At 67.8% G+C, this 23,546-nt stretch carries 23 protein-coding genes and 1 tRNA gene; 13 read left to right on the forward strand and 11 right to left on the reverse strand.

The window, feature by feature from the left end:
• The first annotated feature begins 36 nt into the window (after positions 1–36).
• Together P3H15_RS08445 and P3H15_RS08450 are read left to right on the forward strand one after the other, a co-directional pair.
• Positions 37–1,134, forward strand: coding sequence for a hypothetical protein (locus tag P3H15_RS08445; RefSeq protein ID WP_276136833.1), 1,098 nt, complete (start codon positions 37–39; stop codon positions 1,132–1,134).
• On the forward strand, positions 1,131–1,718 hold the full coding sequence (locus tag P3H15_RS08450; RefSeq protein WP_276136791.1) for a putative glycolipid-binding domain-containing protein: 588 nt from the start codon (positions 1,131–1,133) through the stop codon (positions 1,716–1,718). Before P3H15_RS08445 ends, P3H15_RS08450 begins: the two co-directional genes overlap by 4 nt.
• Before the next feature lie 51 nt (positions 1,719–1,769).
• On the opposite strand, the gene P3H15_RS08455 is transcribed toward P3H15_RS08450, so the two are convergent.
• The gene (locus P3H15_RS08455; protein WP_276136792.1) at positions 1,770–2,738 is read right to left on the reverse strand and encodes a prephenate dehydrogenase; all 969 of its coding nucleotides are present in this window, start codon (positions 2,736–2,738) and stop codon (positions 1,770–1,772) included.
• Positions 2,739–2,787: 49 nt separating this feature from the next.
• Between P3H15_RS08455 and P3H15_RS08460 the strand changes: the two genes are divergently transcribed.
• The 5 genes from P3H15_RS08460 (at position 2,788) to P3H15_RS08480 (ending at position 5,083) form a co-directional block, all read left to right on the forward strand.
• Positions 2,788–3,327, forward strand: a complete 540-nt coding sequence (locus tag P3H15_RS08460) for a tRNA adenosine deaminase-associated protein (protein ID WP_072938335.1) — start codon at positions 2,788–2,790, stop codon at positions 3,325–3,327.
• Positions 3,328–3,338: 11 nt separating this feature from the next.
• Entirely contained in the window at positions 3,339–3,797 is a 459-nt protein-coding gene (locus P3H15_RS08465; RefSeq protein ID WP_005561213.1) for a nucleoside deaminase, read from the forward strand.
• Positions 3,798–3,935: 138 nt separating this feature from the next.
• Positions 3,936–4,127 (forward strand): CsbD family protein, encoded by a 192-nt coding sequence (locus tag P3H15_RS08470; protein WP_276136793.1) that lies wholly within the window; start codon positions 3,936–3,938, stop codon positions 4,125–4,127.
• A 56-nt stretch (positions 4,128–4,183) separates the two neighbouring features.
• A tRNA-Ser gene (locus tag P3H15_RS08475) sits at positions 4,184–4,274 on the forward strand.
• Positions 4,275–4,399: 125 nt separating this feature from the next.
• Positions 4,400–5,083: a YceI family protein gene (locus P3H15_RS08480; RefSeq protein WP_276136794.1), complete on the forward strand. Its 684-nt coding sequence runs from the start codon at positions 4,400–4,402 to the stop codon at positions 5,081–5,083.
• Here P3H15_RS08480 and P3H15_RS08485 read toward each other — a convergent pair.
• Entirely contained in the window at positions 5,015–5,983 is a 969-nt protein-coding gene (locus tag P3H15_RS08485; protein WP_276136834.1) for a sterol desaturase family protein, read from the reverse strand. The genes P3H15_RS08480 and P3H15_RS08485 overlap by 69 nt on opposite strands.
• A 108-nt stretch (positions 5,984–6,091) precedes the next feature.
• Between P3H15_RS08485 and P3H15_RS08490 the strand changes: the two genes are divergently transcribed.
• Positions 6,092–6,589: an Rrf2 family transcriptional regulator gene (locus tag P3H15_RS08490; protein WP_160096231.1), complete on the forward strand. Its 498-nt coding sequence runs from the start codon at positions 6,092–6,094 to the stop codon at positions 6,587–6,589.
• Here the strand turns inward: P3H15_RS08490 and P3H15_RS08495 are convergent.
• The 5 genes from P3H15_RS08495 to P3H15_RS08515 form a co-directional block, all read right to left on the reverse strand.
• A complete protein-coding gene (locus P3H15_RS08495) occupies positions 6,555–7,307 on the reverse strand; it encodes an IclR family transcriptional regulator (protein WP_072938327.1) in 753 nt (250 codons plus the stop codon). The two genes, P3H15_RS08490 and P3H15_RS08495, sit on opposite strands and share 35 nt — an antisense overlap.
• A 15-nt stretch (positions 7,308–7,322) precedes the next feature.
• Complete coding sequence (locus tag P3H15_RS08500; protein WP_276136795.1) at positions 7,323–8,282, reverse strand: PDR/VanB family oxidoreductase; 960 nt, start codon at positions 8,280–8,282, stop codon at positions 7,323–7,325.
• A gap of 19 nt (positions 8,283–8,301) precedes the next feature.
• The gene (locus P3H15_RS08505) at positions 8,302–8,517 is read right to left on the reverse strand and encodes a hypothetical protein (RefSeq protein ID WP_276136796.1); all 216 of its coding nucleotides are present in this window, start codon (positions 8,515–8,517) and stop codon (positions 8,302–8,304) included.
• Positions 8,518–8,535: 18 nt separating this feature from the next.
• Positions 8,536–9,606: an aromatic ring-hydroxylating dioxygenase subunit alpha gene (locus P3H15_RS08510; protein ID WP_276136797.1), complete on the reverse strand. Its 1,071-nt coding sequence runs from the start codon at positions 9,604–9,606 to the stop codon at positions 8,536–8,538.
• A 136-nt stretch (positions 9,607–9,742) separates the two neighbouring features.
• Complete coding sequence (locus tag P3H15_RS08515) at positions 9,743–10,558, reverse strand: class I SAM-dependent methyltransferase (protein ID WP_276136798.1); 816 nt, start codon at positions 10,556–10,558, stop codon at positions 9,743–9,745.
• 121 nt (positions 10,559–10,679) lie between these two features.
• On the opposite strand from P3H15_RS08515, the gene P3H15_RS08520 reads away from it, so the two are divergent.
• The 4 genes from P3H15_RS08520 (at position 10,680) to P3H15_RS08535 (ending at position 17,483) form a co-directional block, all read left to right on the forward strand.
• Complete coding sequence (locus tag P3H15_RS08520; RefSeq protein WP_276136799.1) at positions 10,680–11,282, forward strand: TetR/AcrR family transcriptional regulator; 603 nt, start codon at positions 10,680–10,682, stop codon at positions 11,280–11,282.
• 50 nt (positions 11,283–11,332) lie between these two features.
• The gene (locus P3H15_RS08525; RefSeq protein ID WP_276136800.1) at positions 11,333–13,684 is read left to right on the forward strand and encodes an MMPL family transporter; all 2,352 of its coding nucleotides are present in this window, start codon (positions 11,333–11,335) and stop codon (positions 13,682–13,684) included.
• A gap of 119 nt (positions 13,685–13,803) precedes the next feature.
• Positions 13,804–15,537, forward strand: coding sequence for an ABC transporter ATP-binding protein (locus tag P3H15_RS08530; protein ID WP_276136801.1), 1,734 nt, complete (start codon positions 13,804–13,806; stop codon positions 15,535–15,537).
• Positions 15,534–17,483, forward strand: a complete 1,950-nt coding sequence (locus P3H15_RS08535) for an ABC transporter ATP-binding protein (protein WP_276136802.1) — start codon at positions 15,534–15,536, stop codon at positions 17,481–17,483. The genes P3H15_RS08530 and P3H15_RS08535 overlap by 4 nt, the downstream gene beginning before the upstream one ends.
• Positions 17,484–17,525: 42 nt before the next feature.
• On the opposite strand, the gene P3H15_RS08540 is transcribed toward P3H15_RS08535, so the two are convergent.
• A complete protein-coding gene (locus P3H15_RS08540; RefSeq protein ID WP_276136803.1) occupies positions 17,526–18,767 on the reverse strand; it encodes a hypothetical protein in 1,242 nt (413 codons plus the stop codon).
• 5 nt (positions 18,768–18,772) lie between these two features.
• Positions 18,773–20,656: a sulfatase-like hydrolase/transferase gene (locus tag P3H15_RS08545; protein ID WP_276136804.1), complete on the reverse strand. Its 1,884-nt coding sequence runs from the start codon at positions 20,654–20,656 to the stop codon at positions 18,773–18,775.
• A 106-nt stretch (positions 20,657–20,762) separates the two neighbouring features.
• Here P3H15_RS08545 and tgt point away from each other — a divergent pair, with 106 nt between their 5' ends.
• Positions 20,763–22,007, forward strand: coding sequence for a tRNA guanosine(34) transglycosylase Tgt (gene tgt, locus P3H15_RS08550; protein ID WP_276136805.1), 1,245 nt, complete (start codon positions 20,763–20,765; stop codon positions 22,005–22,007).
• 43 nt (positions 22,008–22,050) lie between these two features.
• On the opposite strand, the gene P3H15_RS08555 is transcribed toward tgt, so the two are convergent.
• Together P3H15_RS08555 and P3H15_RS08560 are read right to left on the reverse strand one after the other, a co-directional pair.
• The gene (locus P3H15_RS08555; protein ID WP_276136806.1) at positions 22,051–22,779 is read right to left on the reverse strand and encodes a queuosine precursor transporter; all 729 of its coding nucleotides are present in this window, start codon (positions 22,777–22,779) and stop codon (positions 22,051–22,053) included.
• A gap of 116 nt (positions 22,780–22,895) precedes the next feature.
• Complete coding sequence (locus P3H15_RS08560; RefSeq protein ID WP_276136807.1) at positions 22,896–23,546, reverse strand: RDD family protein; 651 nt, start codon at positions 23,544–23,546, stop codon at positions 22,896–22,898.

Consider the following 23,546-nt stretch of genomic DNA (forward strand, 5'->3'; position numbering starts at 1 on the left):
CTAGACTTCCTGTAGGTGGGAACACAGGGAGGCGGCATGATCTCGGGTTTCCGGAACCGGTCGCACCTCGTGCGTGACGCCCAGGGCAGCGGCCTCGTCGAAGCGTTCGTCATCATCGGGATCTGCACGATCCTGCTCACCCGCGCCTACCTCCACCTCACCGGTTATCCGCAGGTCGGGGGATCGTCGCTGCACATTGCGCACGTCCTGTGGGGCGGACTCGGCATGGTCGTGGCGCTCGTGACCGTGTTCTCGTTCCTCGGATTGAAACCGCGGGTCCTGGGTGTCGTGATCGGCGGCATCGGATTCGGGCTGTTCCTCGACGAGATCGGCAAGTTCGTCACCAAGACCAACGACTACTTCTACCGGCCGTCCGTCGCGATCATGTACGTGGTGATCGTCGTGTTGCTGCTGGTCAACCGGTCGCTGCACGACGTGCGCCCGCCGACCCCGACGGAGGACGTCGCCAACGCCGCCGCCATCGCGCTCGGCGGACTGGACCGCGGGCTGGACCGCGCCCGCCGGGAACAGGCGCTGGCACAGCTGCGCCGGGCGGCCGCCGCCGGGGCGGACGAGGCGACACTGACGTCGGTGCGGGATCTGCTCGACCACTGCCCGGATCGGAACGGCCGGACCGTGCCGACGGCCAGGGAGCTGGCCCGCCGCGCGACGCCCGCCTTCGCGAAGGGCCCCGGCATGCTCTGGACCGCGGCCGTGCTCCTCACCCTGTTCTCCACCCTGGGACTGTTCAGCGCCTTGATCACCCTCGGCGAGGACCTCCGCGGCGACGAGGGAACCGACATCGCGACGATCGGTCAGCTCACCGGATCCGCGATCGCGTTCGTCCTGTGCTGGTCGGCCGTCGTGCGACTGCGGAACGGCAAATTGTGGCCGCTGCAGTTCCTGCGGGCGGCAGCACTGGTCACGGTGCTCCTCACCGAGGTGTTCGATTTCGTCGCACAGGAATTCGGGGCACTGCTGAACGTCGCGGTCGGACTCGGCGCCCTCGTCGTCTTCTCTTCGCGCATCGCGGTCACGGAACGAGCCCGGGCGCTGACTCTCGACAACTCTGCTGCAACGAAACTCGGCCCGTTGCCACCCCGGGAGCCGTCGTCGCTTACCGTAGACAGGTGAGCATCCAAGCCTCCGGTGCCTCGACCTGGCCCGCAGTACTGACGTGGCGGGCGGACAACGCACCCCGAATGGAATCGGTGCGCGTCCAGCTGGCCGGCGACCGCATCAAGGCCGCAGGCCGGATCATCGGCGGCGAGTGCCCCGAGCATCCCGCGTTCAGCGCGTCCTACGACCTCGTCACCGACGAGAGCGGCGTCACCCGCCGGCTGTCGCTGCGGACGTCCGTCGCGGCCGGTGAGCGGCAGATGTCGATCAGCCGGGACGAAGAGGGCACGTGGATGGTGGAGCACGGCGCCAACCACCAGCGGTCCACGTTCGAGGGAGCCCTCGACGTCGACATGGTGCTCAGCCCCTTCTTCAACGCCCTGCCCATCCGGCGGTACGGACTGCACCTCGGGTCCGAGGACATCGAGGTCCCCGTCGTCTACGTGAACCTCCTGGACCTGCGGGTCGAGGGCGCGATCCTCACCTACAGCAGCGGTCCGGACGGCATCCACGTCCTGTCGCCGGTGTCGAGTTCCTCGGTGACGGTCGACCGGGACGGGTTCATCATCGACTACCCGGGGCTGGCGGAACGGATCTAGGCGGCGGAGCCGCCCGTGCGCGGTTAACGAGTCCCTGCACTCGTCGGGCACTCACAGGCGGCGGAGCCGCCCCCCGCGCCGGCCGGCGTCACGCATCTCCTCGATCCAGCCTTCGTGGCCGGGAACGATGCCGGTGATCTCCCAGGTCTCCTGGTTGTCGTACGTCAGGCGCGCGCCGTGACCGTCTTCGACGAGCGCCGCGGTGGACGTCTGCTCCGCCAGTTCGGTCCGGGCGTCCTGCAGCAGCGTCAGCGCCTCGTCCAGTGCGATCAGCAGGGCGTCCCGGTTGCCTTCGCACATGGCCCGGACGAGTCCGGGCGCGCTGCCCGCCACCCGGGTGCCGTCGCGGAACGAGCCGGCCGCCAGGCCCAGCGCCAGCGGTCCGCCGCGGGCACCGGTGATCGCGAGGGTCTCGGCGAGCAGGTGCGGCAGGTGTGAGATGCGCGCGACCGCCCGGTCGTGTTCGGCGGACTCGGCGGGCACGACGACGGAACCGCAGTCCAACGCGAGTTGCGCGACCTGCGTCCAGATGCCGGGGTCGACGCCGTCGTCGGTGCCGACCACCCACACGGCCTCCCGGAACAGGTCGGGGCTGCCGACGCTCCACCCGGACGCCGACGTTCCCGCCATCGGATGCCCGCCCACGTAGCGCTCGGCGAGTCCCTGCCGGGCCGCGGCCGCCGCGACCTCGGCCTTGACGCTGACGACGTCGGTGATCGGGCAGTTCGGGGCGTACAGGGCGATCGCGGTGAGCGTGGCGGCGACGGCGGGCACCGGGACTGCGATCACGATCAGCGCGGATTCGGCGGATGCACGCTGCAGCACCGCGACCAGATCGGTGTCGGCGTCGAATCCGTCCGCGCGGGCGGCGTCGACGGACGGTGCGGACCGGTTGTGACCCCACGCTTCGCGCCCCGCACGCACTGCCGCACGCAGCAGCGAACCGCCGATCAATCCCAGGCCGAGCACGCACACCGGAGGTGTGGAAGGGGTTTCAGACACCCGAACAGGTTGGCACATTCGACGGCGGACTTCATTTACCGGCACCCAGCGGGCTACCGTTGCGCTCATGGGTGCACAGCGCGCGGAAAACAACAGCGCCTCCACGGATCGGGCAGAGGATCTGGAGGGCTTCGGTGTCGCAGTAGTACACGAGGACGGCCGGTGGAAGGTGAAGGCCCTCACGTCGGCTGCTCTGACCAGTCTGAGCGTCGCGGAGGAGGAGCTTCGGGCCCTCCGTAGCGCGGGCGCGTTCTTCGGTCTGCTGGACGTGGACGACGAGTTCTTCATCGTGCTCCGTCCGGCGCCGTCGGGAACGCGTCTGCTGCTGTCCGACGCCACCGCCGCCATCGACTACGACATCGCCGCCGACGTCCTCGAGGCGCTCAACGTCGAGGTCCCGGACATCGATCCGGACGACCTCGACGACATCGAGCCGTGGGAGGAGGGCGACCTGTCGCTGCTCGCCGACCTCGGGCTGCCCGAACCCGTTCTGGCGGTCATCACGTCCGAGACGGATCTGTACCCCGACGAGCAGCTCGGGATGATCGCGCAGCGGCTCGGGTTCACCACGGAGCTGACCGGGGTCCTCGACAAGCTTCCCCGGTAGTCCTGTACGCCGTGACTCTTCAGGACGACGAGCGGATGATCCGCGCGGCGATCGAGGCGGCCCGCGCCGCCACCGACGCCGACGTGCCCGTGGGTGCGGTGGTGTTCGACGCGGACGGCGTCGAGGTGTCGCGGGCGGTGAACTCGCGCGAGGCGATGTCGGATCCGACGGCCCACGCGGAGATCATCGCGTTGCGGGCCGCGGCGCGGGTGTACGGAGACGGGTGGCGCCTCGAGGGGGCGACGCTCGCGGTGACGCTGGAGCCGTGCACGATGTGCGCGGGCGCGCTGGTGCTGGCCCGGATCTCCCGGGTCGTGTTCGGGGCGTGGGAGCCGAAGACCGGTGCCGTCGGCTCGCTGTGGGATGTGGTCCGCGATCGGCGTCTCACACACCGCCCGCAGGTCAGGGGCGGCGTTCTCGAGGACGAGTGCGCCGGCATCCTCGAAGACTTCTTCCGTGAGCGGCGCTGACCGGTTTCAAACTCTTTCGTGGGGTACTCGACACATTGTGGCCGGGTCCACATGACCCGTGCTTCTCTGGAGAGAGGCGCTGACGAGGCGCCGCCGGACCCGTCACCGGGTTCGAAATCGGATTCACGGAGGTATCTCGTGGGAATCGCAGACAAAGCTTCGAACAAGGCGGAAGACCTCAAGGGCCAGGCGAAGGAAGCCGCGGGCAAAGCGACCGGCGACCCGGACCTGCGCGACGAGGGCAAGGCCGACCAGGCTTCCTCGGCGGTGAAGGATGCCGGCGAGAAGGTCAAGGACGCCGCGAAGAACCTCAAGGACAAGCTCACGTAAGGCGGCTTCACCTGGCGATTTCGGGCTCGGGCGCCACATCCGGTAAAGTCACCGGCGGTGGCGTGTCCGAGCGGCCTAAGGAGCACGCCTCGAAAGCGTGTGACGGGTAACCCCCGTCCGAGGGTTCAAATCCCTCCGCCACCGCCAAAGCTCCCCACCTGCGCACGCAGGTGGGGAGCTTTTTTTGTGTATCGGTCCCGTGACGCTCGTTCACAGCACTTTCGCAGGTCGTTCCGGGTGACAGCCCTTGAAGCTGCAACTAGCCTGAGTTCATGAAAAAGCTGTGGTGGTTGGTCGGCGCAGTGGTCGTTGTCGTACTCGCTCTCCTGGTGGGTCCGTGGTTCTACGGCCAATTCATCGCAGAGGACGACGCACCGGCGGCGTCGGTGTCGACCGAGGGCGCGGAGGCGGCCACCGGATCGGTCGACGGGCAGTGGACCGTCACACCCGGGCAGGGCTCCAACGAGACGGCGGCCGGGTACACCGTCCACGAGATCCTCAACGGCGCCAGTGTCACCGTGGTCGGGTCGACCGGCGACGTGACCGGCAACGCGACCGTCGAGGGCGAGAAACTCACCGCCGGCGACGTGACTGTGCAGGTGGCGACGATCGCGACCGATCAGTCCCGGCGCGACAACCAGTTCCGCGGCAACGTGATGGACACCGCGACGTTCCCGACGGCCACGTTCACGCTCGACTCCCCGGTCGATCTGTCCGGGCTGCCCGCGGACGGTTCCGTGGGTACGGTGTCCGCGCAGGGCACGCTGACGCTGAAGGGTCAGTCGCGTCCGGTGACCGTCGACGTCGACGTGCTGCGCTCCGGCGACGACCTCATCGCGTCGGGCAGCATCCCGGTCACCTGGACGGACTTCGGTGTGACGCCGCCGTCACTGGGTTTCGTGACCGTGGACGGCAACGGCACGGTCGACTTCCTGGTCAGCTTTGCCCGTGCCTGACGGCGTCCAGCCGGGCGGGCCGAACACGTAGCCGAGCTTGTCGCGCCGCGACGACGCCCGGCGCCAGTCCCGGCCGATGGCGGCGTACTCGTGGGTCTGCAGCTTCCAGATGTTGTAGGTGCCCACCGGTGTGGTGAGTCCGTAGGTGGGGCGGTGCGTTTCGGGTTGAAACGTGCCGAACATCCGGTCCCACACGATGAGGATCCCGGCGTAGTTCCGGTCGAGGTACTCGGGGTCGCAGCCGTGGTGGACGCGATGGTGCGACGGGGTGTTGAACACGAATTCGATCGGGCGGGGCAACTTGTCGATGCGCTCGGTGTGGACCCAGAATTGGTACACGAGGTTCACGGAGAATCCGATGAACACCATCCACGGCGGAATGCCGATCAGCGGCAACGGAATCCACATCAGGATCTCGGCGCTGTTGTTCCACTTCTGGCGGAGTGCGGTGGAGAAGTTGAAGTATTCGCTCGAATGGTGCGCCTGGTGGGTGGCCCAGATCAGGCGGATGCGGTGCGACATCCGGTGATACGTGTAGAACAGAACGTCGACGCCGAGGATGAGGATCACCCACGTGTACCAGGCGTCGGCGGGCAGGTGCCACGGCGCGAGGTACACCCAGATCGCGGAGTACCCGATCAGGGCCAGCACCTTCCAGAACGTCGTCGTCAGGATGGACACGGCACCCATCGAGATGCTCGCCCGGGCGTCGCGGCGCTCGTAGCCGCCGCGGACCGGGCGGGACCGTCCGTCGGGGTCGACGGCGGCGTCCTCCAGGTGCCGGGCCGCGAACCATTCGAGGGCGAGGAACAGCACGAACGCGGGGATGGCCAGCGTCACCGGCTCGTGCAGGGGCGTCAGCAGCGCCGAATTCCATGCCGACGTCACGGTCTCCCACATGCTGCTTTCCTCCATGCCAGACGATCGTCCAGTTCAATGTACCCCGGAGTGACACGCATCACTAAGGGTGAGTTGCCGGTTTTCATACTTGGATGGTAGGAATTCGGTGTGCACATCACCGCAAAGGTGGACTACGCCGTGCGGACGCTGATCGAACTCGCCGCGGCCGGGCCGTCCCCGTCCAAGGCCGAGTTCCTGGCACAGTCGCAGACGATTCCGCACAAGTTCCTCGAGGCCGTGCTCGCCGACCTCCGCCGCGGCGGACTGGTCAACAGCCGGCGCGGACCCGACGGCGGCTACTGGCTGGCGCGGCCCGCCGAGGACATCACGATCGCCGACGTGATCCGGACCGTCGAGGGTCCGCTGGCGTCGGTACGCGGGGAACGCCCCGAGGACGTCGACTACGCCGGACCGGCCGCGAAACTGCAGGACGTGTGGATCGCGGTGCGGGTGAACCTGCGGGCCGTGCTCGAGAACGTGAGCCTCGCGGACGTGGCGAACGGGCAACTGCCGGGATTCCTCACCACGTTGACGTCCGACCCCGGGGCCTGGGAGCGTCGCACCCGGCCGGCTACGTCGGTTGACGAGGGCGCAGCGCGCGGCTGATCGTCCGGCCTGCCGCGCGTACCAGTGGGACCAGCGCGTTGAGCGACGCCCCCTCCGCCGACACCACCAGCGACACGGCCGCGACCGCCGTTCCGGGACGTTCGAAGATAGGGGCCGCGACGGAGACGGCGTCCATGGTCACCTGACGATCACTGATCGCGACCTCGGATCGGCGGATCTCGGCGAGCGTGCGCCGCAGGACGACGGGGTCGGTGACGGTCCGTTCGGTGAACTTCTCGATCGGCCCGGCCAGCACCTGCTCCTGCACGTCGGTCGGCATGTACGCGAGCAGGGCCAGCCCGATGCCGGACGCCGTCAGCGGGAACCGGCCGCCGACGCGGGTCTGGACGGGCACCGCCTTCTGTCCGGCGATGCGTTCGACGAACACGACCTCGGTGCCCTCGGCGATGCCGAGCTGCACGTTCTCCCGCGTGATCTGCGACAGGTCCTCCATCACCGGCATCGCCAGTTCGCGGAGCATCGTGCCGCGCGGGGCGAGCGACGCGATCTCCCACAGTTTCAGCCCGACGGTGAAGCGACCGCTGCTGTCACGTTCGAGGGCGCCCCATTCGATGAGGTCGCTGGTCAGCCGGTGCACCGTGCTCAGTGGGTACCCGGACTTGCGCGACAGGTCGCTGAGGGTCAGCCGCGGCGACGCGGGGGTGAACAGTTCGAGGAGCCGCAACGAGCGAATGGTCACCGAACCGGTGATCGCCATTGCTCGGTCTCCGTCTCACAGTTCCAGCGTCAGGCGTGGACAGCTCGCACGCGAGACGCAGATCATCATGGTGTCGCCCTCGGCCTGCTCGTCCGCTGTGAGCAGGGAATCCCGGTGATCGACAGTACCGCTGAGCACGGTCGTCTCGCAGGTTCCGCACGTTCCCTCCTCGCAGGACGACAGCACCTGGACGCCTGCCGCGGTGACGGCCTGCAGGATCGACTGCTCGGGCGGCACGGTGACGGTCTTGCCGCTCAGCGTCAGCTCCACCTCGAACCCCTCGCCCCGGACCGGCTTCTCGAGGTCCTTGGCCGCGAACCGCTCGAGGTGCAGCGCGCCGGACGGCCAGCTGTCGCAGTGAGCGGTGACGGCGTCGAGCAGCGGCGCTGGCCCGCAGCAGTAGACGAGGGTGTTCTCCCGGACGTCGGCGAGCAGCCCCGGGAGGTCGATGAGCCCGTGCTCGTCCTGGGGGTGGATCACCACCCGGTCGCCGAACCGCTCGGCGAGGACGTCGGCGAACGCCATCGAACTGCGGCTGCGTCCGCCGTAGACGAGGGTCCAGTCGGCGCCCGCGTTGTCCGCGGCGTGCGCCATCGTGAGGATCGGGGTGATCCCGATGCCGCCGGCGACGAACACGTACCGCGGTGACGGCTCGAGCGCGAAGTGGTTGCGCGGACCCCGGACCGTGACGCGGTCGCCCTCGCTCAGCTTGTCGTGCACGAACTGCGAACCGCCGCGGCCCATCGCCTCTCGCAGCACGGCAACACGCCAGGTGCCGGTGTCGGCCGGGTCGCCGCACAGCGAGTACTGGCGGGTGAGCTCGGGTGTCAGGATCAGGTCGACGTGCGCACCCGGCGTCCACGCGGGCAGGTCGGCTCCGGACGGGTCGCGGAACTCCAGTACGACGACGCCGTCGGCGCCGAGCGTCCGGGTGGTCAGCTCCAGTTCGAGCACGGGTTCGGGCGGGTTGGGCATGGCGGTCTCTTCCGGGAGGTCAGACGGGAACGGGAACGGAGTCCGGCGCGGCGGGCAGCGGCACGGCGGGCACCGGCGGGTCGGCGGGGTGGTGGCCGTCGGGGCAGGCGAGCAACCACTCCCACAGGGCGGCGGGTTCCTCGGCCACGTGGCGCGCGCCGCAGTGGCACTCGCCCTCGAGCAGGTCCGAACCCGGCAGCCACACGATGCGCATCACGCGGGTCCCGCGGAGCATCCTCGTCGGTTCCACCGGTCAGCCCGCCGCGGCGGCGACGGCCTGCGACGCGCCGGCCAGCTTCTTCAGGAGGCGGCGGGCGCCGAGTCCGCCGGCGTCGATGTTGATCGACAACTCCTGGTAGCCGTCCTTCTCGGTGTCGAGCGCCTGCTGCAGGATGTTCAGCGCCACGACGTCCTGCATGACGACGGTGCGGTTGTTCTCGGCCAGGAACGTCGTGACGGCGTCGTCGCCGATCGCGAAGTCGCGGGCCACGGCCCAGAAGTCGAGGGTGGAGTTCTCGGTCGACGGGGTGATCGCGTAGACGATCTCGCTGTGGAACGCGTGCGGGTCGGAGCCGTCGTCGCCGGGCAGCGGTGCGCCGACCGGGGCGATGCGGCTGTGCAGCAGGTACAGGCACGGCGGCGTGTACTCGATGTCCTGCCAGCGGGTGATGCGACCCTCGATGCCGGTGGACTCGGAGTAGAAGGGCGGGCACTCGGCGTCGTCCATGTGCCGGGACACGTAGATGACGTTCCGGTCCTCGTCGATCTCCGTGGTGATCGGGGTTTCCGCCACCTCGGGGGTGCCGATGTAGCCGCCGTGCAGGTACGTCTCGTGGGAGAGATCCATCAGGTTGTCGACGAGCAGGCCGTAGTTGCAGTCGATCGGTTCCATGCCGGACACGACGGTGTAGTCGGGGGAGTCCATCCACGGTGCGCGGGGGATGCGGGTGGGATCGCCCTGCTCGGGGTTGTCCGGGTCGGCGATCCACACCCACACGAACGAGTCCTGCTCGACCACCTGGTACGAGCGCAGCCGGGCGGTGCGGGGAACGCGGGCCTGGCCGGGCACGAACACGCAGCCGCCGTCGCTGCCGTAGGTGAATCCGTGATAGCCGCAGACCACGGAGTCGCCGTCGAGCCGGCTCGGCGCCTCGGACAGTGGGTAGCGGCGGTGCACGCAGCGGTCGCTCATCGCGACGGCCTCGCCGGCCTCGGTGCGCCAGAACAGGATCGGCTCCTCGCAGATGGTGCGCGAGAACAGTTCGCGTCCGACCTCGCGGCCGTAGGCTGCGACGTACCACTGGTTGCGGGCGATCGTGGACATGGGTGCCTCCGGAATATGCTGGGCTGCTGCGTGATTGGTGACGCCGGACTCGAAGAGGCGGCAGCGTCGTCCCCACCACTGTGCGGCACCGGAGGTGATCCACCACACTCGGTTTCCGAATGTCGGAAGGATTTCGTCAGGGCTTGCGAACGAGATACGCGAACATCGTCACCGACATGTGGAAGTCGCCGGTGCGGGCAGCGGCGGTCAACTGGTCCAGCAGGTCGTCGCGCTGCGCGGCGGTAATCGCTCCCTCGGCGATCGCGGCGGCGGTCATCATCTGGACGAGGGGGCCGGTCACATCCGCCGGATCCTGGATCAACGCCTCCGAGCCGACGTCCTCGACGACGAGTCCGGCGGCGGTGAGCTGACCCGGGAGCAGTCGCCCGGAGTGCGGGTTGGCGGTGTGCGCCAGCATCACGTCCATGATCTTCTGCAGGACCAGGGGATCGCCGGGGTGCATGATCGCCGTGCCCCAGTCGCTGTCGACGATCATGCCGCGCCCACCGGGCCGCAGGACTCGGACCACTTCCGCCACCGCGCGGTCCGGTTCGCTCAGGTGCTGGAAGACCCGCTCGCTGCGCACGACGTCGAGGCGGTTGTCGGGGAACGGCAGCGAGTACGCGTCGCCGATGACGAACTGCGCGGTCGAGCCCTCCTGCTCGGTCCGCTCCCGGGCGAGGAGGGCCATGCCGGGGTTGGGATCGAGTCCGATCGCCCGGCCCGACGCGGTGACCGCGGCCGCGAGTGCTCGGGTCTCCGATCCGGTGCCCGAGCCGATGTCGAGGGCGCTCTCGCCCGGCCGCACGTGCAGGGCGGCGAACGACCACTCGCGCAGTCGCCGGATTCCCGGGCGCGCGGCCTGGACGTCGAGAACGGACGCGAGTTGGTCCAGGGCGGCGCGGTCGATCTCGTCCGCCCGGAACGACAGCGGCGCCGTCGGATCGGACATGGGTCCACCGTAACGCCGCGGTGATCCCCGACACAGTGCTGCGCGGACTGTGGGCAAGAACATGAAAATTGCGCTGGCACGCAAATTTGCAGAGCTCTGCAAGTTCTGTACCCTCGGAGTAGTGATTTCGGAAATCGGACTGCGGGACCGCAAGAAGGCCGCCACCCGCGCAGCCCTCAGCGGCGCCGCCGCACGCCTGGCCCGCGCGCTGGGCATCGAATGCGTCACCGCCGACGCCATCGCGTCCGAGGCGGGGGTCTCGACTCGGACGTTCCACAACTACTTCTCCAGCAAGGAAGAGGCCGTCCTCGCGCACTTCGAGCAGTCCGTCCACGACTGGGTGGACCTGCTCCGTGCCCGCCCCGAGGACGAGCCGATCTGGGATTCCGTCGAGCACGTGGTGGTCCAGATCGTCACCGATCCCGCGAAACCGCTCGAAGAGACCGCGGTGATGATGGAACTCGTCGAGACCAGCCCCGCGCTGCTCGCGAAGAAACTCGAAGTGCACCTGCGCGTCACCCGCCTGGTCGGTGAGGTGATCGCCGAACGCACGGGCACGAACATCGACACCGACCTCTACCCCAACCTGCTGCACCTGGCGGTCGGATCGGCGTGCAAGGCGTCGCTCGATCTGTGGATGAGCGGCAAGTCCGGCGCCAGTGGGCCGGAAGAACTCGTCCGCGACGCCATTCGTCAACTCCGTCAGGGCATCCCGCAGCCGTAATCGGCTGCCCCGAACCACCCTTCTTTCCACCGACTCAGAAGGAGTCTCTCGTGGCCACCTATCTCTATCGGATCGGCAGATTCGCCTACCGGCGAAAAGGCGCGGTCCTCAGCGTCTGGTTGGTGATCCTGGTGCTCATGGGCGTCGGGGCGGCAACGCTGTCCGGGCCCACCAAGGACTCGTTCTCCATCCCGGGCACCCCCGCGCAGCAGGCGCAGGACCTGATGGCCGAACGCTTCCCCGAGGCCGCGGGCAGCGACCCGATGAACGCCGTCAGCGCGCGCTACGTATTCGCCGCACCCGAGGGCCAGACGCTCGAGAGCGAGCAGAGTCAGCAGGCGATGGACGCGGTACTCGCCAAGGTGCGCGGCATCGAACAGGTCCAGGACGCCGCCAAGGTCGATCCCGCCACCGCCTCGGGCGCCGACGCCGCGAAGGCACTGGTCAACCCCGTCACCGCGAACGATCAGCTCGTCGAGATGGCGAAGTCGACGGCCGCGGACAAGGGAATCAGCGAAGCGGACGGCGTCGCGAACGCGCAGGCGCTGTCACCGCTGAACGCCGACAAGACCGTCGGCTACGTCGAGGTGCCGTTCACGGGCGGCATGGGCGACGTCGATCAGGCCCTGCGCGACCAGATCTCGGCCGCCGCCGACGCCGGCCGCAACGCCGGACTGACCGTCGAGATCAGCGGGTCCGCCGCCAACGAAGCCGAGCCGCCCGGCGGCTCCACCGAACTCGTCGGCATCGGCGTGGCCGCGGTCGTGCTGGCGCTGACGTTCGGTTCTCTGGTGGCCGCGGGTCTGCCGTTGATCACCGCGATCATCGGCATCATGATCGGCAGCCTCGGTATCACCGTCGCTACCGGGTTCACCGACCTCAGCTCGATGACACCCACGCTGGCCATCATGATCGGCCTCGCGGTCGCCATCGACTACTCGCTGTTCATCGTGTCCCGGTTCCGGCACGAGCTCACCCTCACGGACGACCGCTCGGAAGCCGCCGGACGTGCCGTCGGCACCGCTGGCTCCGCCGTGGTGTTCGCCGGTCTCACCGTCATCATCGCGCTGATCGCGCTGCGCGTCGTCGGGATCCCGTTCCTCTCCGACATGGGTGCGGCCGCCGCGTTCACGGTGTTCATCGCCGTCTCGATCGCCCTGACGCTCCTGCCCGCGATCCTCGGGCTGTTCGGGAAGAAGGCGTTCGCAGGCAAGATCCCGTTCCTCAGCAGTCGTGACCTCGAGGACGACGAGGGCAAGCCGAGCCTCGCCCTGCGGTACATCAGCGCCGTGGTCCGCAGGCCCGCGATTCCGCTGATCGCCGGCGTCGTGGTGCTCGGGGCGCTCGCCATCCCCGCGACCGGCCTGAGCCTGGCCCTGCCCGGCGAGGGCACCGGCGACCCCGCCACCAGCTCCCGGCAGGCCTACGACCTCGTGAGCGAGGGCTTCGGCCCCGGCAAGAACGGCCCGCTGCTCGTCGTCGTCGACGCCAAGGACGTCACCACCGGCACACCGTCGGAGGCGTTCGGTGAGGTCGTGAAGACCATCAGGGCACAGGACGACGTGTCGAACGCGCAGGTCGTCGGTGTCAACAGGGCCGGCGACACCGCGCAGATCCTGGTCACGCCGAGCAGCGCCCCCAGCGATCCGGCCACGATGGACCTGGTGAGCAATATCCGCGGGGCGGAGGCGGACCTGCACGACTCGATCGGCGTCAACTACGGCGTCACCGGACAGACCGCGCTCGAAGGCGACGTGTCCGACACGCTGCAGGACGCGCTGATCCCGTACCTCGCGGTGGTCGTGGGCCTGGCCTTCCTCCTGCTGCTGCTCGTGTTCCGCTCGCTGCTCGTGCCGCTGACCGCCACCCTCGGCTTCCTCCTCAGCGTCGCGGCCACGTTCGGTGCCACCGTCGCGGTGTTCCAGGAAGGCTGGGGCGGCATCATCTCCAACCCGCAGCCGATCGTCAGCTTCATGCCGATCTTCCTGATCGGTGTCGTGTTCGGACTCGCGATGGACTACCAGGTGTTCCTGGTGACCCGGATGCGGGAGGAATACGTGCACGGCGCGACCGCGAAGCAGGCCGTCACCGTCGGCTTCAACCACGGTGCCCGGGTGGTCAGCGCCGCCGCGGTCATCATGATCTCGGTGTTCGCGGCCTTCATCGCCGAGCCGAACTCGTTCATCAAGTCGATCGGCTTCGCCCTCGCGGCCGCCGTGTTCTTCGACGCCTTCATCGTGCGCATGGTGATCATCCCGTCGGTGATGGCACTGCTCGGCGACAAGGCGTGGTGGCTGCCGAAGTGGCTGGACAAGATCCTGCCCAACGTCGACATCGAGGGCGAGAAGCTGAAGAAGGTGCTGCACGATGCGGATAGGCGCTTCGCGCCCGTGAGTGGTTGAGGAGTCTCTGGACTCGTCAACCCCTCACAAGACCGCAGGCCCGAAAATCCGCGGGCCTGCGGTCGTTTCTGTTGGTAACCTTCGGACATAATGATGACCCGCCAGGATCGCTGCTGCCCATGTTGAATGCCCTGCTCACCACGTACCTCCGCCCGTACAAGCGGGAGCTCACGGCGGTCGTCCTGTTCCAGCTCGTCGCGACCGCGGCAGCGCTGTACCTGCCCAGCCTGAACGCCGATCTCATCGACAACGGTGTCACCAAGGGCGACACGGCGTACATCCTGTCGACGGGCGTCATGATGCTGCTCGTCACGGTCGTGCAGATCATCTGCTCGATCGGTTCGGTGTACTTCGGTGCCCGTGCCGCAATGGGTTTCGGACGCGACGTGCGCCGCGCCGTCATGCATCAGGTGGGGAGTTTCTCGTCCCGGGAGTTCGGCCGTTTCGGTGCGCCGTCGCTGATCACCCGCAACACCAACGACGTGCAACAGGTGCAGATGCTCGTCGTGATGAGCTGCACGATCCTCGTGATGGCCCCGATCATGTGCGTCGGCGGCGTCGTGATGTCGATCCGGGAGGACGCCGGGCTCGCCTGGATCCTGGCGGTCACCGTGCCGGTGCTCGCGCTGTCCATGGGTTTCGTGATCTCGCGGATGGTGCCCGCGTTCCGGGAGATGCAGACCCGCATCGACGGGGTCAACCGGGTGCTCCGCGAGCAGATCACCGGCATCCGCGTGGTGCGGGCGTTCGTCCGCGAGCGCTCCGAGATGCAGCGGTTCGGCGACGCCAACGAGCAGCTCACCCAGACCGCCCTGCGGGTCGGCAGGCTGACGGCGGTGATGTTCCCGCTCGTGATGGTGATCGCGAACGTCACCAGCGTCGCCGTCATCTGGTTCGGCGGTCACGAAATCAACAGCGGCACCATGCAGGTCGGCTCGCTGACCGCGATGCTCAGCTACATCATGCAGATCCTGATGTCGGTGATGATGGCCTCGTTCATCGCGATGATGGCCCCCCGCGCCACCGTCTGCGCCGAACGCATCGGCGAGGTGCTCGGCACGGACTCCACCGTCGTGCCTCCGGTCGATCCGGTCACCGTGCTGCAGAACCCCGGGGTGGTGGAACTGCGCGACGCCCAGTTCAAGTTCCCCGGCGCCGACGAGCCCGTCTTGCGCGACATCAGTTTCCGCGCCGAACCCGGCAAGACCACCGCGATCATCGGCGGCACCGGCTCCGGTAAGACGACGCTGCTGTCGCTGATCCCGCGCCTCATCGACGCCACGTCGGGCGCGGTCGCCGTGTCCGACACGGATGTGCGCCGCATCGACCTGGACGTGCTGCGGGCCGGCATCGGACTCGTCCCGCAGCGGCCCTACCTGTTCTCGGGCACCGTCGCCACCAACCTGCGGTACGGCAAACCCGACGCCACCGACGAGGAACTGTGGCGGGCGCTGGAGATCGCGCAGGCCGCCGATTTCGTGCGCGCCATGCCCGAGGGACTCGACACCCCGGTCGCGCAGGGCGGCACGACCGTCTCCGGCGGTCAGCGGCAGCGGCTCGCCATCGCGCGGGCGCTGGTGCGTCGTCCGTCGATCTATCTGTTCGACGACTCGTTCTCCGCCCTCGACCTCAGCACCGACGCCCGGCTGCGTGCCGCACTCAAACCCGAGACCTCGGACGCGTGCGTCATCGTCGTCGCCCAGCGCGTTTCGACGATCGTGGAGGCCGAGCAGATCGTGGTGCTCGAGGACGGCGCGGTGGTCGGAATCGGAACCCACGACGAACTGCTCGAGACGTGTCCGTGTTACGTCGAGATCGTCGAATCCCAACGATCGGTCCAGGAAGCACTATGAGCGATCGCGCAACCACCACCACCGCCGAAAGGCCCGTCGGCCCGCGTATTCCGGGACCGGTCGCGCCGGGAGCCCCGGGCTCCAAGCCGCACGAGCTGTGGCCGTCCACCAAGCGGCTGCTGCGTCGGCTGCGTCCCCACCGCATCGCCGTCGGCATCGTTTTCCTCGTCGCCGCCGTGTCGGTGGTTCTCACGTCGATCGCGCCGCGCATGCTCGGCCAGGGCACGAACCTGATCTTCGACGGCATCATCGGCGCCCAGTTGCCCGCCGGAATGTCGAAGGAGCAAGCCGTCGCCGCGCTGCGGGCCGACGGTCAGAACACGTTCGCCGACATGGTGTCCGGCATGGCCGTCGTGCCCGGGGTCGGGATCGACTTCACCGCACTCGGCCGGGTGCTGGCGATCGTGCTGGCCCTGTACCTGGGGTCGTCGGTATTCATGTGGCTGTCGGGTTTCCTGCTGAACATCGTCGTGCAGGGTGTCGTGAAGAACCTGCGCGCCGAAGTCGAGCGGAAGATCCACCGACTTCCGCTGCGGTACTTCGACTCCCACTCCCGCGGCGACCTGCTCAGCCGGGTCACCAACGACATCGACAACGTCTCGCAGTCGCTGCAGCAGACGATGAGCCAGCTGATCGTGTCGGCGATGACGGTGATCGGCATCCTCGTGATGATGATCGTCATCTCGCCGCTCCTCGCGCTGATCGCCGTGCTGACGGTGCCGCTGTCGATCCTGGTGACCGCGCAGATCGCGAAACGATCCAAGACGCACTTCGTGTCGCAGTGGAAGTCGACCGGCGAACTGAACTCGCACGTGGAAGAGGCGTACACGGGCCACGAACTGGTCACCGTGTTCGGCCGCGGCCGTGAGGTGGAGGCCCGGTTCGAGGAGCAGAACGAGGCGCTCTACCAGGCCAGCTACCGGGCCCAGTTCATCTCGGGCCTGATCATGCCCGCGATCATGTTCCTCGGAAACCTCAACTTCGTGGCCATCGCGGTACTCGGTGGCATGCGGGTGGCGTCCGGCACCATGAGCCTCGGCGACGTGCAGGCCTTCATCCAGTACTCGCGCCAGTTCACCCAGCCCCTCACCCAGATCGGGGCCATGGTCAACCTCATGCAGTCGGGTGTGGCGTCCGCCGAGCGGGTGTTCGCCATCCTCGACGAGGGCGAGGAAGACCCGGACCCGGCCGACGCACCCAACCCGGCCGAGGTCTCGGGCCGGGTGGAGTTCTCGGACGTCTCGTTCGGCTACACACCGGAGAAGCCGCTGATCGAGAACCTGTCGCTGGTCGCCGAACCCGGCCAGATGGTCGCCATCGTCGGACCCACCGGCGCAGGCAAGACCACCCTCGTCAATCTCATCCTGCGGTTCTACGAACTCGACGGCGGCCGGATCCTCCTCGACGGCGTCGACATCGCCGCAATGTCGCGCGACGACCTGCGGTCCCGCATCGGCATGGTGCTGCAGGACGCGTGGCTGTTCGGCGGCACCATCCGCGACAACATCGCGTACGGACGCCCCGACGCCACCGAGGACGAGATCCAGGCGGCCGCGCGGATCAGCTACGTCGACCGGTTCGTCCACTCGCTGCCCGACGGCTACGACACCGTCATCGACGAAGAGGGCAGCAACATCAGCGCCGGTGAGAAGCAGCTGATCACCATCGCCCGCGCGTTCATCTCGCAACCGTCGATCCTGATCCTCGACGAGGCGACCAGTTCCGTCGACACCCGCACCGAACTGCTCGTGCAGCACGCGACGGCGGTCCTGCGCAGCGATCGCACGAGTTTCGTGATCGCACACCGCCTGTCGACGATCCGCGACGCCGACCTCATCGTCGTCATGGAGGACGGTCGCATCGTCGAGCAGGGCAGCCACGAAGACCTGCTCCTCACCCGCGGCGCGTACTACCGCCTGTACAACAGCCAGTTCGTCAGTGCGTAAACGCCCGTGAGTACTTATTAACCACGGGCGGTTAACAAGTACTCACAGGCACGCAGTGCTTCCCCCGGCCTCGAAGGTGGCGGTGTCGCAGTAGGCGGAGCGCGGGTAGTACGGACCCATCGTGGTGGCGGGGTCGGTGTGATTGTTCTGCGACGCCTGCACCGACTGCGGGTAGAAGGCGTCGGACGGCAGCATGTACCGCAGGAAGAGCACCTTCTTCGCGACGTCGGTGGAGCCCCAGGGGATGACGGTGACGGTCGGGTCGGATGCGGCGCGGGCGGGGACGTCCTGCGGTGCGGCGACGACGTACGTGTAGTTGCCGTCGCCGTCGGTGCGGGTCTGGAAGTCGGCGGCGCACGCGACGACCGGGTACGGCGTCAGCTGGTCGTTCTGGCACATCGACCAGTACCGCAGCTGGCGGCCGGGTGCGGTGACGGGTTGTCCCGCACGGGTGTCGGGGAAGGTGGGTGCCCGGCCCTGCACGACGACGATGCGTCCGGGCTGATACGTCAGGCCCGCTCCGACGTATTTGTTGTCGCCGTTGGGGAACAGGCCCGACGTGCTGGCGGGGTTCACGAACGTCGCCTCGGGAACGTTGCCGGGGAACGCGCCGGAGGCGGCGCCGGCGATGATCTGATCGAATCCCGCCTCCGCGACCTGCCCGAGCGGGCCGTTGTCGTAGGCGGAGGGGTCGAATTCGGATCCGCACGTCGGCACCGGCGACGTTCGACCGCCGGACGTCAGCGTCACGTCGGGCAGTGGGACGCCGCCCGACGGTGATGCCGGATCGTCGGGCACGTACACCCGGATGATGAGGAAGCCGACGGGTACCGACTGCGCGCCGGCCCCGGTGGGGAGGGCCTGAATCTGGTTGCGCGCGTGATCGGCCGGACCGGTCACGACCGTCGCGTGCCAGCGCTTCTGCGCGGGAGGCAAGGAACCGGCTGAGGCGTCGGTGAACGGGTTGCCGCTGCCCGGGTCGGGCCCGATCTGGTTGTCGCGCAACGTGTCGACGGTGTCGAAGTTGGTTCCGTACGTGTTGAGTGAGAAGTAGCGGGCTGCCGGGTAGGTGCCGCTCAGTTCGATGGTGTCGCCGGACGCCAACGCGTAGGGCAGAACCCAGTACGTCGCGTTGGCATCGGGGAACGCGACATTCAGCACCGTCGAGTTGGACATGAACTGCCACGCGCACTGCGCCGTCGGCGGCGGTGTCGCGGAGGCGAGGGAGGCCCCGCCCGACCACATCAGCAGAACCAGCACGGCGGCAACGATTTTCCCGGCCATGTCCGTCAGAACACCTCCCCGAAGGCGGTCAACTTGTCGATGCCCTCGCGGTCGATCTGGCCGGGGGTGTACCGGTTGATCACCTGGATGTAGGTGAGGTACCGGGCCATCGCATCCGCGCTCTGCTGAGCGAACGCCGGGGGCAGCGGCGCGGCGAGCTGAGTCGGCAGATACTGGGTCATCAGCTGGGCGGCCATCGCGGGGCCGCGCGGATCGTGATCGAAGGTGTTGTCGAGTTCCGCCCGACCGCGTTCGGTGGCGTAGTCGTAGAACTCGTACTGGAACGACGCCGGGTCGACGTAGGCGGTGGGCCCCAACCACTTCGAGTACACCGCGACTTTCGCCTCGGGGGTGCGCAGCACGTAGATGTGGGTGGGGGAGTTGTTCCAGTTGATCCCCTGCGGTGCGTGCTCGTTGGTGGCGAGGAGGACGTGGTCGCGTCCTGCTGCGGCGTTGCTCCGCAGCAGCGGCAGGAGGTCGACGCGCTCGGCGTACGTCGCGAACAGGTCCCCGGACATCCAGTTCCGGTCGCCGTGGCCGAGCGTCGCGAGGAGTGGCACCACGTCGACGCTCGACGTGAGCTGCCCGCGCGGGGTGTCGGTGTCGCCGGTGAACCGCCCGGTCGGGTCGGCGACGATCAGCGGGATGTGGAATGCCTCGTCGTAGGCGGTGGACAGCTTGCCGGCGACGAAGCCGTGCGCCCCGGCGTATTCGCCGTGATCCGACGTCATGACGAAGACGGTGTTCGCCGCGACGTCCTCCGGCAGCGAGTTGATCACCGTGCCGATGTGGTGATCGACCATCGACAGCACGTTGGTGTAACTGTCGAGTGCCCGTTCCCAGTACGTGTACGGCGCGAACGCGATGTGCCGGTCGGGGTCGGTTCCCTGACCGTACGGCTGGAGGTAGTAGTTCGACAGGTTCTGGACGTCGTCGGTGACGCCGCCCCACACCAGCGCCTGGAACTCCCGCGCGAACACCTGGGTGCTCGGTTTCGACTGCAGCGCCTTCTCGGGTTCCCAGTTGGGCGGCACGGACGGGTAGCCCAGCCGCGGCGGGTCGCTCTCGCCGGTGGTCACCGACCACGTCCGGGCGGGGCTGAGCGGGGGAACGTTGTTCGCGTACAGCGACTGATAGCGTTCCGCTTCCGTTCCGGCCCAGAAGAACTGCTGGTCGTGCGGGTTGACGAAGCTCGCCGTGAGGCAGAACGGGCCGTCGGAGGGTTTGCGCGTCGACAACCACGCCGCGGCCTGGTCGGCGATGTGCCCGTCGAATTCGAAACCCTCACCGTTCAATCCGATGATGTCGGGCATCGTCAGCCCGTCGAACCCGTACTCCTCGAGGTACCCGGGGGCGAGCCCCGAATCCTCGTCCGGCGACGGCGACAGATGCCACTTCCCGACATACGGCGTGACGTACCCCGCCTGTCGCAGCAGTTTGCCGTACGTCGGGAACTCCCGTCCCATCGCCGGGGACGGGACGGGTGACGCCCGATTACCGGTCCGGGTCTGCAGCATCCAGTTCTGCAGCGGATACAGCCCGGTGACGAAACACGCGCGGCCGGGGCTGCACGCCACTCCGGCCGTGTAGTGCTGCGTGAACTTCACCCCGGGCGCCCACAACTTGTAGAGGTTGGGCATGAACCGCTGCAGGAACTGGTCCGGAGTGGTGATACCGGCCGGAAAGACCTGGGGAAACCGCATCTCGTCGACGACGATGAACACGATGTTGGGCTGCACGTAACTATTCGGCTGGCGGCGCAGCGGTTGCTCCGACGCGTCCGCCCGACGGTCGAAGAGACCCGACATCACGGTCACCCCGCCCGCGACCGCGGCACCCGAGAGAAACGTTCGCCTGTCGATCCGATGGCCGGTCTTCTCGTCGCTCATGGCGGTTCCTCCGGTCGAAGGGATGGGATCGTCTCACTCTCTGTACCCACTTTCGAACGAAGTAGTGATGTTTAGCCGGAAATGTCGCGCGTGATTGGATACACCCGTGAATGCCGTAGTCCCGACCCCGCCCGATCCGTTCTTCACTGTCGGCACCCGACTCGACGGACAGCTCGGCCGAACCGGAACCATTCACACCCCGCACGGCGACATCGCGACGCCGTCGTTCGTGGCCGTCGGCACCAAGGCCACCGTCAAGGCGGTGCTGCCGGAGAGCATGAAGGAACTGGGCGCGCAGTCGCTGCTCGCGAACGCGTACCACCTGTACCTGCAGCCGGGCCCGGACATCGTGGACGAGGCCGGTGGGCTCGGCAAATTCATGAACTGGGACGGCCCGACGTTCACCGACAGTGGTGGATTCCAGGTGATGTCGCTGGGCGTCGGGTTCAAGAAGGTCCTCGCGATGGAAGCGGTCGGGGTGCGCTCCGACGACGTCATCGCGAAGGGCAAGGAACGCCTCGCGACCGTCGACGACGACGGCGTCACGTTCAAATCGCACCTGGACGGGTCGCGGCACCGGTTCACCCCCGAGGTGTCGATGCAGATCCAGCATCAGCTGGGCGCCGACATCATGTTCGCGTTCGACGAGCTCACGACGCTGCTGAACACCCGCGGTTACCAGGAGCAGTCGGTGGAACGGACGCAGGCGTGGGCGGTGCGCTGCATCACCGAGCACGAGAAGCTCACCGCCGAACGCTCACACCGCCCATACCAGGCGCTGTTCGGGGTGGTCCAGGGCGCGCAGTACGAGGACCTGCGGCGGCAGGCGTGCCGGGGGCTGGAGTCGATCACGGGGGAGAGCGGACGCGGCTTCGACGGGTACGGCATCGGCGGGGCGCTGGAGAAGCAGAACCTGGGCACCATCGTCCGCTGGTGCAACGAGGAGCTGCCCGAGCACAAGCCGCGGCACATGCTCGGCATCAGTGAGCCGGACGACGTCTTCGTGGCCATCGAGAACGGGGCCGACACGTTCGACTGCGTGAACCCGTCGCGGGTCGCGCGCAACGCCGCGATCTACCACCCGGACGGCCGGTTCAACATCAACACCAGCCGCTTCCGGCGTGATTTCACCCCGATCGACGAGGCCTGCGACTGCTACACGTGCGCGCACTACACCAGCGCCTACATCCACCACCTGTTCAAGGCGAAGGAAATGCTGGCGTCCACGTTGTGCACGATTCACAACGAACGCTTCACGGTGCGGTTGGTCGATCAGATCCGCGCCAGCATCGAGGGCGGCTACTTCGACGAGTTCAAGGCCGACACGCTGGGCCGCTTCTACCGCAGGTGAGTGGGAAAGAGTCCCCGGGGACTCTTTCCCACTCACGTGGGGGTCAGAGCTGGTAGGTGGGTTCGCGCTTCTTCACGTAGGCGATGACGCGGTACGTGATCGGCATGACCAGCACCTCCACCAGGGTCTTCCACAGGAATCCGACGATCACGTAGTTGACGAAATCGCTCCACGTGCTGATGCCGATCGCGCCGGCGGCGATGGAGCAGAAGATCAGGGTGTCGGCGAACTCACCGACGATGGTGGAGCCGATGAGCCGCGCCCACAGGTGCTTCTCCTTGGTCCGCTCCTTGATCAGGACCAGCGTCACCGAGTTCAGCATCTGCCCGACGAAGTACCCGGCCAGCCCGGCGAGCAGCAGTCGCGGGTAGACGCCGACGACGGACCGCAGGGCCTCCTGGTTCTCGTAGAAGTCGGCGGACGGCAGTTCGATGAGCAGCCAGAAGCAGAACGCGGCCAGGATCAGGGCACCGAAGCCCAGGTAGATCGCGCGTCGCGTCGACTTGAACCCGTACACCTCGCTGAGCACGTCGCCGAGGATGTAGGCCAGCGGGAACAGGAAGAAACCGCCGTCGGTGATGACCGGCAGGATCTGCAGCGGGCCGATCGTGAGCGACGAGTCGGCGAAGAATGCGACGCCTTTCGTCGCGCAGATATTCGAGATCAGCAGCGTCGCCGTGAAGAGGGCGACGAACGTGGGGTAGTACCCCCGGCTGACGTGCGCGAACGTCGCGTGGTCGCCGGGCTTGGTCTGCTGATCTGAGGCTGTCACGCCGCAATCCAAGCACCTGCACGGGGAGAGGCGCGAATCAGGAACGGGTGAACGTACCTTTTGTCCGATCTGAGGCGTCGAACGGTACGTTCACCCGCGCGATGGGCCGTGCCGGGCTAACCCTGGACGACGCGCGTGCCGCCTGCCAGCACGTCGTGCTTGCCCTGCTTGGTGGGGCTGCCGTTGATCGTCACGGCGATGACGATCGCCGCGACGAAACCGACCAGTCCGAACAGGAACCCGAGGAACGGGAACCCGCCGAGCGCGGCGAGGACGTAGAAGCCGTTTCTGGTCAGCGACTGCTGCTGGGTGGGCAGTCCGCCGTTCGGGCCCTCGACGCGCAGACCCAGAACCTGCTTGCCGACGGTCTGGCCCCGCGTCGTCTCGAGGAACACGAAGTAGCCGACGGCGGCGGCCGCGGTGAGGATCGCGCCCAGGGCACTGCCCAGGAAGGTGCCCAGTACCAGCGAGATGACGATGGTGACCACGGCCGTCGGAATGCCGACGATCAGGCCGTCGATCACCCGCGCGCCCAGGCGGGGAAGGAGTTCGCCAGGCCGGGACGGGTTGAATCCGAAGTCGGGCTGCGCGATCGGCTGGGTCCCGAACTGTGCAGAGTCGAACTGCTGCGCCGAATCGAACTGCGGCGGTGCGCCGAACTGCTGCCCGTACTGCTGCTGCCCCGCCCCGTTGTAGTGCGGTTGCCCGTACTGCTGCCCGCCGAACGGTTGCTGTCCCTGGTTGGGATCGAATCCGCCAGTAGTCAT

This window comes from Rhodococcus sp. T2V (genome assembly GCF_029269925.1).
GTDB lineage: Bacteria > Actinomycetota > Actinomycetes > Mycobacteriales > Mycobacteriaceae > Rhodococcus_F > Rhodococcus_F koreensis.